The sequence below is a fragment of the Pseudomonas sp. CIP-10 genome (genome assembly GCF_020911845.1).
Classification (GTDB): Bacteria; Pseudomonadota; Gammaproteobacteria; order Pseudomonadales; family Pseudomonadaceae; genus Aquipseudomonas; species Aquipseudomonas alloputida.
Genome location: NZ_CP087160.1, coordinates 625830 through 640912 on the forward strand (window position 1 = coordinate 625830; position 15083 = coordinate 640912).

Genomic DNA, 15083 nt, shown 5'->3' on the forward strand with positions numbered 1-15083 from the left:
CCAACCTGCTGATACAATCGGCCCACGAGAAATTTCCTACTTATTCCAGGAGCACAACGTGCCCGTCGTCTTTGTTGCCGCCTCTAAACTCCCGACGCCCTTCGCGACCTTCACCATGCATGGCTTTCTCGACGAAGCCACAGGCCGTGAGCATGTGGTGCTCAGCCTGGGTGATATCGCGGACGGCCAGCCGGTACTGGGGCGCCTGCATTCCGAGTGTCTGACCGGCGATGCACTGTTCAGCCAGCGCTGCGACTGCGGCTCGCAGCTGGAAGCCGCGCTGCAGGCCATCGCCCGCGAAGGCCGTGGGGTGCTGTTGTACCTGCGTCAGGAAGGCCGTGGCATCGGCCTGCTGAACAAGATCCGCGCCTACGAGCTGCAGGATGGTGGCGCCGACACCGTCGAAGCCAACGAACGCCTGGGCTTCGCTGCCGACCAGCGTGACTACGCCATATGCCTGCCGATGCTCGAGCACCTGGGCGTGAAGTCGCTGCGCCTGATGACCAACAATCCGCGCAAGGTCAAAGCCCTGACCGACATGAACATCGTGGTTGCCGAGCGTGTGCCGCTGCACACCGGGCATAACCCGCACAACCGCTACTACCTGGCGACCAAGGCCGGCAAGTTGGGCCACATGCTGGGCAACGAACACCAGGGCGAGGTGCCCCAGGCGTGACTCGCGCCGAGGTCAAGCGGCGCCTGGCGCTGGCCTGGTGGCAGTACCTGGCGGTGGGCCTGGTGCCGCTGCCAGTCATGGCTTGGGCCTTTGGGGGCGGTGATGCACTGATCCCGGTGTTGGCCATGCCACTGTTCATCGCCGGTGCGGCCACCATGTTCCTCAGCCTGCCGCGCTTCGGTGCCTACAAGCGCGCACTTATCGCCACCTCAAAGGTGCTCGGTACGGGCGAAGAAGCCGCTGCCTGGATCGAACTGGCGCGGGTGCGGCGCATGGCCATGCTGTATGCCTGCTTCCCGGCTTGGGTCGCCGCACTGTCGGTGCTGGTCGGTCTGGAGGCAGTGCCGCAGATCCTCCTCGCATTGTCTACCGTTGTAGTGCTGTACCTCTATCGCATTCCGCGCCAGCTGGGCTGATGCGACTGCTACCTGGCCTGCTGGCGTTGTTCGCCTGCACTATACTGGCTGCAGAACCGCTGCGTGTCGTCAGTCTGGCCCCCTCGATGAGCGAGATCATGCTTGAGCTGCAGGCAGACGACCTGCTGGTGGGCGTGCTCGACGGTGGCGAACGGCCTGCTGCGCTGCGCCATTTGCCTTCGGTCGGGCGCCAAGGGCAACTGGACATGGAGCGCCTGCTCAGCCTGCGCCCCGACCTGTTGCTGCTGTGGCCAGGCAGTGTGCCGCCGGCCCAGCGCGACCAACTCAAGCGCCTGGGTATGGCCACCTTCAGCGCCGAACCCCACGATATCAGCCAGCTGATCGAGCAGATCGAGGCCATTGCCGGGCGTATCGGGCGTGCCGAGCAAGGCCATTCATACGCACGAGCGCTGCGTGAGCGGCTGCAGCAGCTGCGCCAGCAGTATCGGCGTGACGAACCCTTGCAGGTGTTTTATCAAGTCTGGGATCGGCCGTTGTACACGCTCGGTGGCCGGCAGGTCGTGACCGACGCCCTGGCCGTGTGTGGGGCGCGCAATGTGTTCGCCGACCTTGGCCAGCCGGCGCCACAGGTGAATGTGGAGTCCGTGCTGCAGCGTAATCCGCAGGTCATCCTGGCAGCTGATGAGGCGCAACTGGCCAGCTGGAAGGCTTGGCCGCAGATTCGAGCGGTGGCTGATGGGCGCCTGCTGGTGGTGCCGGACAAAGGGCTGGAGCGCCCCAGCGGGCAGATGATCGAAGCCACCGCTCGCTTGTGTGCGTTGCTGGACGCTAAAGCGCCGGTGTCCAGGTAATGCTCAAGAGCCAAGTGCGTCTTTCTTCGCGATAGCCGTAGTCGTTGCCCTGATGGTTGTAGTGGACGCGGCTGTACTGCTTCCCCAGCAGGTTATCCAGCTTCAGGTCGAGCGTAAGCTCGCGGCTTGCTACCCAGCTTCCGCGCAGGCCCACGATGCCGTAGCCTGCAATGGGGTCACTATTGCCTTCATCGTTGTAACTGCTGCTGACTGCCTGCCAGGTAGCGCCAACAGCGAAGCGGTCGAACTGGCGGTCCACGTCCAGGCTCAAGGTGCGCCGTGCCCGGCGAGGTAGGGTATGGCCATTCTCCCTGTTGCGCGGGTCGATCAGTGCCAGGCCCAGTTGAGACGTCCAACTGTTCCATTCTTGGCTCAGGGCTATCTCGAAACCGTCGATGCGCGCGGTGCCGACATTCTCGGGTCGTTCGCTGTATTCGATCGCGTCACGCAGGTCGGTGCGGTATAGCGAGGCCTCCAGTTTGCTGTTTTTGCTCAGTTGGCTGCGCCATTGCAACTCATAACTTTTCGAGTGTTCGGGCTTGAGCTCCGGGTTGTTGTAGCCGGGGAAGTAAAGGTCGTTGAAGGTGGGGGCGCGGAAACCTTCGCTGTACGACAGCAACACATCATTGGCCTCGTTGAGCGGTACCGTCAGGCTGCCGCTCCAGGTGGTCTGCCCACCAAACTGCTGATTCTTGTCGTGGCGCAGGCCAAGCTCGGTGGAAAAGTATTCGCCATGAAAGCGATGCTGGACGAACAGCGCATGATTCCAGCGGCTGTCTTCCGTGAAGTCCTCACTCGCATGGACACGGTCTTCGTACCAGTCGCTACCCAACAGCAGGCTGTTGTGTTCACCCAGGGCTAGGTTGTTTTGCCAAGTTGCTTGGTCGCGGTAGGTATTGAAAGGTGAGCTTGAGTGGCTGAGCTTGTCTCGGCTTTCATCGCGGTTTTCGCTGTGGGCCAGCTCAAACCTAGTGCTCCACTGCTCGGTGACCTGGGCATCCAAGTAGCTGCCGATGCTGCTGACAGCGAAGTTCGAATACGGCACCTGAGGGCTTGCACCGCGCGGCTCGTCGAATTCGCGGCGACCACGGCTGTCGAGCAGGTTCAGGCCGGCCTCGAAGCGCTCACCGAAGGTGTGGCTCAGGCTCAGGTTCAACGCCTTGTTGCGGTAGGCGTCGTGGTCACCATCGCTGGCGAAGGATGGCCCGGTCGAGTCGATGCCGGCAGTTTCGTCCAGGCTGGCGCCAAGGTTGAAGCGGGTCGTGTCGTTGCCGCCAGAAAGCCCCAGGCTGTGTTGGAATGTCTGGTTGCTGCCGGCGGCCATGCGCAGGCGTGGCTGCAGACCGGGGCCACTGCTGCGTCGGGTGAAGATCTGGATCACCCCGCCAATGGCATCGCTGCCGTACACCGCTGAGCGCGAGCCGCGCAGTACTTCGATGCGCTCGATCTGGTCGATGTCCAGAAACTGCAGGCCGCTGTCGCCCGAGGTGGCATTGGCGATGCGCACGCCATCGACCAGCACCAGGCTTTGCGCGGCCTTGGTGCCACGGATAAAGATGCCCGGCAGGCTACCACGGCCACCGGTAGGTGCCACTTGCACGCCCGGCACGCGGGAGAGCAGGTCGGTAACGCTGGTGGGTTGCAGGCGGTCGATGTCGGTGCGGGTGAAGACCGTGTTGGCAGCGCTGGTGGCGGTACGCGATTCGACCTGGCGGCTGGCGCTGATCAGCACGTCGGGGAGTTTGAGGGCGTCGTCGCGCTCAGCGGCCAGAAGGAATGTAGGGGCACAGAGAATCGTGGTACAGGCTAATTTTTTCATGGGCAGTTCCAAAGGGTTTCCACAGCACTGTGCTGTCCCCGTAGGAGCGGGTTTACCCGCGAAAGGGCCGGCCCTGCTGGCCAATTTCCACCCGCCGTTCACCGTTGCCGGCGCTACCGTATTCGCGGGTAAACCCGCTCCTACAGTGAGCACACATCGGTGATCGGGCGCAGGCCGTCGTAGGAGCGGGTTCACCCGCGAAAGGGCCGGCCCTGCTGGCCAATTTCCACCCGCCGTTCACCGTTGTTGCCGCTACCGTATTCGCGGGTAAACCCGCTCCTACAGTGAGCACACATCGGTGATCGGGCGCAGGCCGTCGTAGGAGCGGGTTCACCCGCGAAAGGGCCGGGCCTGCAGGCCAATTTTCACCCGTCGTTCACCGTTGTTGCCGCTACCGTATTCGCGGGTAAACCCGCTCCTACAGTGAGCACACATCGGTGATCGGGCGCAGGCCGTCGTAGGCGCGGGTTCAGCCGCGAAAGCGCCCTAGAGCCCGAGCTTGACCATGCGGGCCTTCACCGAAGCCTCGATCCCGGCCGCATCCAGCCCGCACTCAGCCAGCATTTGCGCAGGCTTGGCATGCTCGACATAGATATCCGGCAGCCCCAGGTGCAGAAGCGGCTTGAGCACTGCCTGGCTGGCAAGGAACTCACCCACCGCAGCGCCCGCGCCACCCATGATGGCGTTTTCTTCAATGGTTACCAGCAGTTCATGGCTGCCTGCCAGCTCCAGCACCAGCGCCTCGTCCAGCGGCTTGACGAAGCGCATGTCGACCACCGTGGCGTTGATCTGTTCGGCCACTTGCATGGCCTCGGCCAGTTGTACGCCGAACACCAGCAAGGCCACTTTCTCGCCTTGGCGGCGGACCACACCCTTGCCGATCTCCAGGGGTTGCAGGTCACCGCTGATCGGCGCATTCGGGCCGGTACCACGCGGGTACCGTACAGCGGCCGGACCGTTGTACAGGTGGCCGGTGCTGAGCATCTTGCGCAGTTCGTTCTCGTCGCTGGGGGTCATCACCAGCATGCCCGGGATGCAGCGCAGGTACGACAGGTCGTAGCTGCCGGCGTGGGTCGGGCCGTCCTCGCCGACCAGGCCGGCGCGGTCGATGGCGAACAGCACGTCGAGGTTCTGCACCGCCACGTCGTGGATCAGCTGGTCGTAGGCGCGCTGCAGGAAGGTGGAGTAGATCGCCACCACCGGCTTGCTGCCCTCGCAGGCCATGCCGGCCGCCAGGGTCACGGCATGCTGCTCTGCGATCGCAACGTCGAAGTAGCGCTCAGGGTAGCGCTCGCTGAAGTCGACCAGGTCCGAGCCTTCCTTCATTGCCGGGGTAATGCCCACCAGGCGGTTGTCGGCGGCGGCCATGTCGCACAGCCACTGGCCGAACACTGCGGAGTATTTCGGACCGCTGGCTTTCTTCGGCGCAGCTGGCTTGTCGGCCGGCTCCAGCTTGGTAATGGCGTGATAGCCGATCGGGTCAATCTCGGCAGGGGCGAAGCCTTTGCCCTTCTTGGTCACCACATGCAGGAACTGCGGGCCTTTCAGGTCACGCATGTTGCGCAGGGTGGCGATCATGGTGGGCAGGTCGTGGCCGTCGATCGGGCCGATATAGTTCCAGCCCAGTTCTTCGAACAGTGTGCCTGGCACCAGCATGCCCTTGGCGTATTCCTCGGTGCGACGGGCAATTTCCCAGGCGCCTGGCAGTCGCGACAGCACTTTCTTGCTGCCTTCGCGCATGCTCGCGTAGGTGCGGCTGGAGAGGATCTTGGCCAGGTAGTTGGACAGGCCGCCGACGTTGCGCGAAATCGACATGTCGTTGTCGTTGAGGATCACCAGCATGTCGGCATTGACTTCCTGGGCGTGGTTCAACGCCTCGAACGCCATGCCGGCGGTCAGCGCGCCATCACCGATCACCGCGATCGACTTGCGTGCGCTGTTCTGCAGACGGGCAGCAATGGCCATGCCCAGCGCGGCGCTGATCGAGGTGCTGGAGTGGCCAACGCCAAAGGTGTCGTACTCGCTTTCGCTGCGGCGCGGGAAGGCCGCGATGCCGTCCTTCTGGCGCAGGCTGAGCATGCGGTTACGACGCCCGGTGAGGATCTTGTGCGGGTAGGCCTGGTGCCCTACGTCCCACACCAGCCGGTCGTCCGGGGTGTCGAACACGTAGTGCAGGGCGATGGTCAGCTCGATCACGCCCAGACCGGCACCAAAGTGCCCACCGGTCTGCCCGACGGTGTAGAGCAGTTCCTGGCGCAGTTCGTCGGCCAGCGTCTCCAGGTCGGCTTCGGCCAACCGGCGCAGGCCGGCAGGCGTGTCAGCGCGGTCGAGCAACGGCGTGACCGGGCGTTCGCGGGGGATCTCTTGAAACGTCGTGGGCATCAGGCGAGTCGTTATAGGTGTGTGAAGACGCGGCAGTTTACCCCATTGTGGGAAAAGTGCCCATTCGACCACAGGTTACGCGGTCCCCTGTGGGGGCGGGTTTACCCGCGAATGCGTCGGCAAATTCAAGATCGCATTCGCGGGTAACCCGCTCCTACAGGGATCGGTGAAGCTGTTTAGTTACGGCGTTCGACGATGTAACGCGCCAAGGCCCGCAGCGGTTCGGCCGTTTCGCCGAACCCTTGCAGTGCAGCCAGCGCCTGGTCGCGCAGTTCGATTGCATAGGCTTTGGCGGCTTCCAGGCCCAGCAGGGCCGGGTAGGTCGGTTTGTCACGCGCTATGTCTGCACCTTGGCGTTTGCCCAAGGTAGCAGTGTCGCTTTCCACGTCGAGGATGTCGTCCTGCACCTGGAATGCAAGGCCAATGGCCTGTGCATAAGTCTGCAGGGCATCCAGCTGCGCCGGTTCGGCACGGGCACTGGCCAGGGCGCCGAGGCGTACGCTGGCTTCGATCAGCGCGCCGGTCTTGTGCCGGTGCATGAACTCCAGCGCCTGCTGGTCCAGCTTCTGGCCCACCGAACCGAGATCGATCGCCTGGCCGCCAACCATGCCGGCCGGGCCGGCAGCTTTGGCCAGTACCTGAACCATGGCCAGGCGAATGCTGTCGATCTGAGGGCTCAGGCATGGGTCGAGCAGGGCACTGAAAGCCAGGCTCTGCAAGCCGTCGCCCGCGAGGATTGCGCACGCTTCGTCAAACGCCTTGTGGGTGGTCGGCTGGCCGCGACGCAGGTCGTCGTCGTCCATGGCCGGGAGGTCGTCATGCACCAGCGAGTAAGCATGGATCAGCTCTACCGCGCAGGCTGCGCCGTTGGCCTGTTCGGCCGGGGCGCCCAAGGCTTCGCAGGCCGCATAGGCCAACAGCGGGCGCACGCGTTTGCCGCCGTTCATCACGCTGTAGCGCATGGCGGCGTAAAGGCGTTCCAGCTCTTTGCTCGGGGCGATGAACAGCGGTTCGAGGGCTGCGTCGACTCGGGCCTGGCAACTGGCCTGGTAGGTGCCAATCATGCTTCCGGCTCCGCGTCGAAGGGCTGGGCAGCCAGTTCACCGTCGCGCTCCAGCAGAATTTGCACCTTCTGTTCGGCCTGGGCCAGGGCGCCCTGGCAGTCACGGGTCAGGGCGATGCCTTGTTCAAAGGCGGCCAGCGACTCTTCCAGCGACAACTCGCCGTTCTCCAGGCGCTCGACCAGTGCTTGCAGGTCTGCGAGGGATTGCTCGAAATCGAGGGAGGCTTTTTTGCGGGCCATGGCGACTGTCTCGGTGGCATTCAGAACGGCGCGACACTAGCAGAGCGGGGCGGGGGGAGCAAACTTCCGGCAACTGCATCGGCTGATGCAGACCGATGGAGGAGCGGCCCTGTGTCGCGAAAGGGCCGCTCACACAAGGACCGCAAAGCGTCCCGGTTCGGTGGATCAGGCCGGCTCTGCTTCCCGTTCCAGCATCGCCTCACGGTACCGCGCCAGCTCCTCGATGGTCAGCACCGGCAAATTGTACTGCCGTGCATATACCGCCACCTGCTCGCCACGGGCCATGCTGCCATCGGGGTTCATCAGCTCGCACAAGACCGCTGCCGGGCGCAGGCCGGCCAGGCGCGCCAGGTCTACCGAACCTTCGGTGTGCCCACGGCGGGTCAGCACACCGCCATTGCGGGCGCGCAGCGGAAAAACATGCCCCGGGCTGACGATATGGCGCTGTTCGGCGCTGGAACGCAGTGCTGCGTCAATGGTGGTGATGCGGTCCTGGGCGCTAACCCCGGTGGTGATACCTTCGGCCGCCTCGATGGTGACGGTGAAACCGGTGCCGTGGCGGGCCTGGTTGTTCTGCACCATGGGTGCCAGTTGCAGTTCGTCGACGGTGGCTTCGTCCAGGCAAAGGCAGACGATGCCGCTGCAATCGCGAATCATCATGGCCATGGTCTGCAGCGTAATGTTCTCGGCGGCGGCAATGATGTCCGCTTCGTCCTCGCGGTCGTCATCGTCGAGCAACAGTACAGGGCGCCCGGCCTGGAAGGCGGCGATGGCGGCGGAAACAGTGGGAAATTGCGTGTGGTGCTGGGTGAACATGAAACGCTCCTCGTGAATGATCGATGAACGTCTCGGGGCGAACAAAATGCGCGCGCAAGGGCGCCCGGATGGCCCCTGCATGACGCCTTCTTTCATCCGGACTATGACCGTCGGCTCTGGAGTTGCACCAGATCTGCTGACCCCCGACATGGTCGGGGCGCTCGCGGGCTCATCTTTCGATTTACCGCCGGTGGGGACTTACACCCCGCCCTGAAGACCGACCCAGCATACAGCACAGGGCCACCCCAGTGGCAACCCGCGGTTCTACTACCTTCGACGAGACTTGCAGCAGTAACCATCTACCCCTTTGCACTTGCCGCAGCGCTTACCTTCGTGACGGTCACATTGGCAAACCTAGGAAACGAACCGTCATGTCCTCTCTCTATCCTTTTACCGATACCGATCTCCATCTCGCATTCAGAAAGGTCGTCGACACTTTGTTCGACAAGAAGCGCGACTACGTCGACGGCGTGCTCAAGCCCAAAATGCTCATCATTGCCGGTACACAAGGCTCGGGTAAGACGTACTTGCTGGAAAACACGCTGCTGAAGAGCGGGCGCTACGACAATTATGTTCGCCTTTACGAAACCCATTTTCGTGAACTGCACCCTCATTATCGGGCGATGGAAGACAAAGGCGTGCTGCATGTCTATGAGCATACCGAGTCGTTCATCTGGCGACTGGGGGCCATGATTTGCACGTATGCGATGGAAAACAAATACAACATCATCATGGAGACCGCGCTCGACAGCCCTCATTTCGCTGATTTTCCACCTGAAGCCGCCCGGCAGGGCTATCAGAGCGAGGTCCATCTGATAGCGTGTCAGAAAGAGTTCAGCCACTGGTCGACCCTGGACCGTGTGGTCAACAGCGTTGGCAATCATGAGATCGAGCGTGTGGTCAGCCTGACGCAGATCGAAGAGGCGCAAATCAATGGCAGGTCCATCATCGATGCTTTCGAAAACGCCTGTATCGAGGTACCGGGTTCCGAAATCGTGATCTATCGACGTGGCCTGGAGACGGAAAAGAACAGCCTGCCGGTCTGTTACAGCACCTGTCCTGAAAAAGGGCTCCTCGTGCCCCAGCAGACCTACCAGGGCAGAGCATTCTTCCGCGGGGCAGACCTGAAGATCAACTTCAAGGTCCAGCGCAGTCCCCAGGCCGATTTCCCCTGTTCCTATATTCAGTATGCGCAGGTGGTGCATGCCGGCCTGCTGGGTTCGGAACACCGTCGGGCGATGGCCGAACTCAATTGCAAAACCCTCGGCCAGGCTCAGAGGCTGATGTCGCAGTTGCCTGTCGATGTCTACCGCGAGCTGTGCCTGTACGTGCTCAAGTACGCGCAACGTTGAGCCGGGCAGGCACAGGGCTGGTCACTGGCCAGACATGCCTTCGATCACCCTGCGCAGGGAGGCGCCCAGCATGGGCCCATGCCCCAGACCCTCGAAGCGCTCAAAGCGCACGTCGAGGCCTTTGATCGCGGCCAGATCTGCCGCCAGTTGGCGCGCAGGCAACTCGTCGTTCTCGTGCGGCGAACCATGCGGGCTGGCGGGCTCCTGCCCGCCGCGCATCAGCAACAGGTGCGGGCGCGCCTCGCCAAGGCGTGAGGGAAGCCCTTGCGCCTCCCGGACAATCACACCATCGCGCCACCACAGTGACGGGCTGGCAGCAGCGTAAAGGCTGAATTCGCCGGGGCAGGTAAACAGTGCGTGAAGCACAGCCAGGCCACCATAGGAGTGCCCCCACAGCGTCTGTCGTTGCGGATCGATCGGCGCCACAGCCGACACCATCGTGCGCATGCGCCCGGTCAGAAGCTTCAGGAACGCATCGACCCCGCCGCTGGGCTGGCCGGTCAGCGGATCACGCTGCTGCACCTGCTCCGGCAGCGCCGGGGTATAGTCCAGCGTGCGGCCGGCCCTGTCGATGCGCAGTTCGGTCCGGTAACCCACCGCCACCAGCAGGGGCGCCTGGCCCGCGGCGAGCCTGTCCAGTTGCTGCTGATCCAGCGTCCCCAGTGCAGCATTCCCATCGAGCATCCACAGCACCGGGTACCCCGATGCTGGCGCTGGACGATTCGGCTTGCCAACCCACAGGCGGTAGTGACGCAGGCCATCGGCCGAGTCCAGATCAAGCTGGCTGAAGTGATAGGCCAGGTCCTGGCGCTGTAACACCGACGTGTCCATCTTCTGGTCATGCTCGGGCTGGGCCAGGACAAGAGGGGCCGCCAGGGCAAGTGCCAAGGCCAGCATCAGGGTCTTCTTGCTCATCGGGCGTCTCGTCAGGGCTTTGCAAGGAGCGCAAGGCTTGAGCGCCCAGATGATAACCAGTCCCGATCGAGCGTAAAGCGCATTAACTTTCTAAACAGTCTCAGGCCGCAGGCAAGGTCATGTGCAGGCACAGGCCCGGGTGCCCATTGCTGGCCCACAACCGCCCGCCTTGCAGTTCGATGGCGCGGCGGGCGATAGCCAGGCCCAGGCCGAAGCCTGCGCCACTGTCGGCCAGGCGCTGGTAGGGCTTGAAAATGCGCTCAAGGTCGGTATCCGGTACGCCTGGCCCTTGGTCGCTCAGGCGCAGGTGCCAGCATGCGCCCTCGCGCCAGCCATCAAGGCTGACCCGGCCTTCGGTCGGCGAGTGGCGAATGGCATTGCGCAACAGGTTTTCCAGGGCCTGGGCCAGACTGTCCAGATGGGCCTGCAGCAGGCAGTCAGTGCCAAGTGAACACGGCAGGCGCGCACGGTCCCAGCCGCTTTCGAAACAGACGTCCTCGCACAAGGCTTCCCACACGGAAAGCACCAATACCGGCTCGGTCGACAGGCTGGGTTGTTCGGTGTCCATCCACGCCAGGTCGAGGGTGTTTTCCAGCAACTTCTGCATGTCGGCCACCTCACGGTCCAGGCGCTCGCGCAACTGCGGCGGTGGCAAGTCGCTGTCATGGGCGATGCGCAGCCGCGCCAGCGGCGTGCGCAGTTCGTGAGACAGCGTGCGCAACAGCAGGCGCTGTTGCTCAAGGCTCTGGCGCAGGCGCCCGGCCATGTGCTCGAAGGCCTGAGCCAGTTCGCCCAGCTCATCACGGCGTTGCTGCAGGGGCAGGGCGGGGCTGTCAAGGTCATCGGCCCGCAGGGCGTCGGCGCGGTCGCGCAGGCGGTTCAGCGGCACGACAAGGTGCCGGTATAGCGCAAGGCCCAGCAGCAGGGCCAGCAGCGCGGGGGCAACGCCATGAGTCACCACATGGGTCCAGGGCGTCAGGCCTGTGGGTAGCAGCCGTTCGGGCAATTGCAGCACCAGGCGGCCATGCTCGGGGTGTTGCGGAAATTCGATGCTGACGTATGGCAATTCATCCTGCAGGCGCCGGCTCATCGGCCAGTCGAGCTTGCGCATGAATGTCAGGTGGCTGGCTTCCTCGGCGCTCAGCGGGGTGGTGCCAAGGCTCTGAAGGTGTGGGCCTATCACGGCCACCCAGGTGTCCTCGGCCAGTGCCACCTGCTTGCGCCAGGCTTCGGTGCCGGCTGCGCCGTCCTGCTCCCACGCCTGTTCGGCCTGTTGAGCATAACGCGCCAGGTAGTCCTGGTCGGCCTGGGACAGAAAATAGGTACTGCGTTCCACCGAAAGGCCCCAGGTCCAGATGAGCCAGATCAGCAACAGGCAGAAGCTGACTTGCAGCAAGGCCAGTTTCCACAGCAACGGGTGGCGACGCATCAGGCCTGCTCCGTGTCGACCAGGATGTACCCTTGGCCACGCACGGCCTGGATCTGCAGGTGCTGGGCGTTGATGTCGGCCAGTTTGCGGCGCAGGTTGCACACATGCACATCCAGGCCTCGGTCCAGTCGGGTATAGGCCCTGTGCAGCACGGTCTGGTACAGGAAGGGCTTGCTCAACGCTTCGTCGGGGTGGGCCAGCAGCGTGACCAGCAAACGGAATTCGGAAGCGGTAAGGCCAGCGGCGTTGCCGTTGTGGATAACGTCCTGGCGGTCGTGGTCCAGCATCACCTCCCCCACGTCGGCACGCAGCGCCGTACCACGATCGAATGCCACGCGACGCAGCAAGGCATCTACCCGTGCGTCCAGCTCTGCCAGGCTGAAGGGCTTGGGCAGGTAGTCGTCTGCACCACGGGTGAAGCCGCTGATGCGATCCTGCTCGGCCCCTAGTGCCGACATCAGCATGACCGGCACGGCCTGCTGGCGGCGCAGGGCGTCGAGCAGGCTGAGGCCGTCGATGCCTGGCAGCATGATGTCCAGCAGCACCAGTTCGAACTGCGATTGCTGTATGGCATTCAGGGCCTGGGTGCCGCTGGCGCAGGCGTGCACCTGGAAGCCGCGGTTGCGGAAATGACGGTCCAGGTCCTGAAGCAGGCGTGGGTCGTCTTCGGCAAGGAGAAGTGAGGTTGGCACGGCGAGCCTTGATGAGAACTTTTATCAGTTGCGAATCATCCCACTGGCTGCAGGGAAAGGGCAACGCCTTGATGTGTTAAGAAGGTTAATCCTGCTGCACCCTGGTTTTCGCTCCGGTATCGTTCGCAAAAAGCAACTTGTTTCGTTTGCGATTCAATATCATTTGGGCGAAGGGTGTGTCATGACCGGTTTCAAAAGTGTGGGCAGCTTACAGCGGGTTCGGGGATGGCTGGCGCTGGGGTTGCTGGCGCCGTTTTCTTTATCGGCAGTGGCCGAAACGGTAGCGGCCCAGGTGGCGGCCGAAGACAACTCGCTTGATCTGCCTGCATTGACCATCGAAGGCAACCGCCTGTACGACATGCTGCCTTCGGAAGAAACCGGCGGTTACAGCGTCGATGCCGCTACCGTGGGCACCAAGACGCCGGCAGCGCTCAAGGACATCCCGCAGTCGATCACTGTCTACACCCAGGACTACGTCAAGGATCGCCAGTTCGTGCACCTGGATGACCTGGCCAAGTACACCGCTGGCCTGCGCACCCTGACCAATGACAGCGGCCGCTCGTCGATCTACGCCCGTGGCTACGAGTACAGCGAGTTCAATATCGACGGCCTGCCGGCGCCCATGGCCAGCATCTTCGGTACTGTCCCGTCGTTGGCGGCGTTCGACCGCGTCGAAATCATGCGCGGGCCGGCCGGGCTGTTCAGCAGTACCAGCGAGCTGGGTGGCATCGTCAACATGGTGCGCAAGCGCCCGACCGCCGAGTTTCAGGGGCATATCGAAGGCAGCTACGGCACCTGGGACACCAATCATGAGGAAATCGACCTGAGCGGGCCGCTGGACGAGGCCGGTCGCGTGCGCGGGCGCTTCATCGCATCCCGTGACGACACCAATGGTGAAATGGACTACAACGCCAACACCAGCAACACCTACTACGGTGCGCTGGACATCGACCTGGACGACGCCACCACCCTGTCGTTCGGCCTGATGCATGAAGTGAAGAACATCACCCCGCACAACGGCTACCCGGCCACGTTGTCCGGCGAGGTGCCCGACTTCAGCCATTCGCGTTTCCTGGGGGCCGACTGGAACTACTTCGACGGCAAGACCACTGACCTGGTCGCCGAGCTGACCCACCGCTTCGACAATGGCGGTTACGGCCGTGTCGCGGCCCGTGGCTCGCACCGCGACACCAACTATCTGTACGCCTTCACTGCAACCAATGCCACCACAGGCGCCAACTCCGAGCGCGCCAGCGCCCGTGATTTCACGCAAGACACTTATTCGCTGGACGCCAGCTACAGCCAGCCGTTCGAGACCTTCGGGCAGGTAAGCGAGTTTGTGGTCGGGAGTGACTACAAGAACTACGACACCGAGTACCTCAACGGCACCACCAATCTCGGCGCGATCAACGTGAATACTTACTCGCCGAAGCAGTTCGCCAAGCCGTCGCCCAACTACAGCACCGAGACCGGCATGCAGGAAGAGGAGTACGGCCTGTACTCCAAAGTGACCTTCCGCCCGGTGGAACGCCTGGCGCTGATTGCCGGTGGCCGCTTCAGCTGGTATCGCGGTGACTTCTACACCACCACCCTTAGCAGCGGCGCCACCACCAATGACAGCAAACGCGTCGACGGCCACTTCACCCCTTATGGTGGCCTGGTCTATGACCTGACCGACAACCACGCGCTGTACGCCAGCTATTCGCAGGTGTTCAAGCCGCAGTCCGACACCGACAGCAATGGTCGGGTGCTGAAACCGCGTGAAGGCGAGCAGTACGAGTTCGGCCTCAAGAGCAGCTACTTTGGCGGCGACTTGAATACGCGCTTCTCGGTATTCCGCCTGACCGACAAGAACCGCGCTACCACCGTGTACGATGCTGATGGTGTGGCCACCACCGACTCTGTTGCATCCGGCAAGACCCGCGTGAAGGGCGCGGAAGTGGAAGTGAGCGGCAAGCTGACGCCAAACTGGGAACTGCTGGCTGGCTACACGTGGATGGAGACCGAAACCGTCAAGGGGGACGCCGAAACCACGTTCTTCATCATGCCGCGCAACCAGGCTTCGCTTTGGAGCAAGTACACCATCAGCCAAGGGCCGCTGACTGGCTTGGCCGTGGGTGGCGGTATATCGGCGATGAGCAACTTCCATTCCGAGAGTGGCGGCGTGCGTATCGATGCACCGGGCTATGCCACGGTGGACGCGATGCTGTCTTACCCGGTGACTTCGAAGCTGACGGCCACCCTCAACGTCAACAACCTGTTCGACCGGGACTACCTGTCGCGGGTGGGGTCTACCTCGACGTTCAACTTCTACGGGCCGTCGCGCAGCATGATGGTTGGGGTGCGGTATGACTTCTGACGAAGTCTGTGGCTGCTAGGTGCGCCATAAAACAAGGCCGCGCCGGCAAAGGGCGCGGCCTTCAGGCTGAATGATGAGAAGCGTGGGAGCGTATCTGCACCCTCGGGTATCA

General features: G+C 63.1%; 13 protein-coding genes and 1 riboswitch. Of the genes, 5 read left to right on the forward strand and 8 right to left on the reverse strand.

Annotated features, from left to right (window positions below; all coding sequences use genetic code 11):
• Positions 1-58: 58 nt before the first annotated feature.
• From ribA to LMH93_RS02875, 3 genes are read left to right on the forward strand one after another with little or no spacing between them, the layout of a single operon-like run.
• Positions 59-676 (forward strand): GTP cyclohydrolase II, encoded by a 618-nt coding sequence (gene ribA, locus LMH93_RS02865; protein ID WP_003255389.1) that lies wholly within the window; start codon positions 59-61, stop codon positions 674-676.
• Entirely contained in the window at positions 673-1092 is a 420-nt protein-coding gene (locus tag LMH93_RS02870) for a hypothetical protein (protein WP_003255388.1), read from the forward strand. The genes ribA and LMH93_RS02870 overlap by 4 nt, the downstream gene beginning before the upstream one ends.
• Positions 1092-1904: a cobalamin-binding protein gene (locus LMH93_RS02875; RefSeq protein WP_230064814.1), complete on the forward strand. Its 813-nt coding sequence runs from the start codon at positions 1092-1094 to the stop codon at positions 1902-1904. The genes LMH93_RS02870 and LMH93_RS02875 overlap by 1 nt, the downstream gene beginning before the upstream one ends.
• Here the strand turns inward: LMH93_RS02875 and LMH93_RS02880 are convergent.
• From LMH93_RS02880 to ribB, 5 genes are all read right to left on the reverse strand, one after another.
• Positions 1882-3723 (reverse strand): TonB-dependent receptor domain-containing protein, encoded by a 1842-nt coding sequence (locus tag LMH93_RS02880; protein WP_230064815.1) that lies wholly within the window; start codon positions 3721-3723, stop codon positions 1882-1884. The genes LMH93_RS02875 and LMH93_RS02880 overlap by 23 nt on opposite strands.
• 486 nt (positions 3724-4209) lie before the next feature.
• Entirely contained in the window at positions 4210-6105 is a 1896-nt protein-coding gene (gene dxs / locus LMH93_RS02885; RefSeq protein ID WP_003255384.1) for a 1-deoxy-D-xylulose-5-phosphate synthase, read from the reverse strand.
• A 176-nt stretch (positions 6106-6281) separates the two neighbouring features.
• The gene (gene ispA / locus LMH93_RS02890) at positions 6282-7169 is read right to left on the reverse strand and encodes a (2E,6E)-farnesyl diphosphate synthase (RefSeq protein WP_004577210.1); all 888 of its coding nucleotides are present in this window, start codon (positions 7167-7169) and stop codon (positions 6282-6284) included.
• Positions 7166-7408, reverse strand: coding sequence for an exodeoxyribonuclease VII small subunit (locus LMH93_RS02895; RefSeq protein ID WP_003255380.1), 243 nt, complete (start codon positions 7406-7408; stop codon positions 7166-7168). The genes ispA and LMH93_RS02895 overlap by 4 nt, the downstream gene beginning before the upstream one ends.
• Positions 7409-7573: 165 nt before the next feature.
• Positions 7574-8224 (reverse strand): 3,4-dihydroxy-2-butanone-4-phosphate synthase, encoded by a 651-nt coding sequence (gene ribB, locus LMH93_RS02900; protein WP_003255379.1) that lies wholly within the window; start codon positions 8222-8224, stop codon positions 7574-7576.
• 80 nt (positions 8225-8304) lie between these two features.
• Positions 8305-8446: riboswitch (FMN riboswitch) on the reverse strand.
• A 149-nt stretch (positions 8447-8595) separates the two neighbouring features.
• Here ribB and LMH93_RS02905 point away from each other — a divergent pair.
• Complete coding sequence (locus tag LMH93_RS02905; protein WP_033726968.1) at positions 8596-9576, forward strand: zeta toxin family protein; 981 nt, start codon at positions 8596-8598, stop codon at positions 9574-9576.
• Positions 9577-9597: 21 nt separating this feature from the next.
• On the opposite strand, the gene LMH93_RS02910 is transcribed toward LMH93_RS02905, so the two are convergent.
• From LMH93_RS02910 to LMH93_RS02920, 3 genes are all read right to left on the reverse strand, one after another.
• The gene (locus LMH93_RS02910; protein ID WP_060546053.1) at positions 9598-10491 is read right to left on the reverse strand and encodes an alpha/beta hydrolase; all 894 of its coding nucleotides are present in this window, start codon (positions 10489-10491) and stop codon (positions 9598-9600) included.
• A 100-nt stretch (positions 10492-10591) separates the two neighbouring features.
• A complete protein-coding gene (locus tag LMH93_RS02915; RefSeq protein WP_054889214.1) occupies positions 10592-11920 on the reverse strand; it encodes a HAMP domain-containing sensor histidine kinase in 1329 nt (442 codons plus the stop codon).
• Positions 11920-12612 carry a response regulator transcription factor gene (locus tag LMH93_RS02920; protein ID WP_060539117.1) on the reverse strand — a complete coding sequence of 231 codons (693 nt, stop codon included), beginning with the start codon at positions 12610-12612 and terminating at the stop codon, positions 11920-11922. Before LMH93_RS02920 ends, LMH93_RS02915 begins: the two co-directional genes overlap by 1 nt.
• Before the next feature lie 181 nt (positions 12613-12793).
• Between LMH93_RS02920 and LMH93_RS02925 the strand changes: the two genes are divergently transcribed.
• Positions 12794-14971, forward strand: coding sequence for a TonB-dependent siderophore receptor (locus LMH93_RS02925; RefSeq protein ID WP_230064816.1), 2178 nt, complete (start codon positions 12794-12796; stop codon positions 14969-14971).
• The last annotated feature ends 112 nt before the right edge of the window (positions 14972-15083 follow it).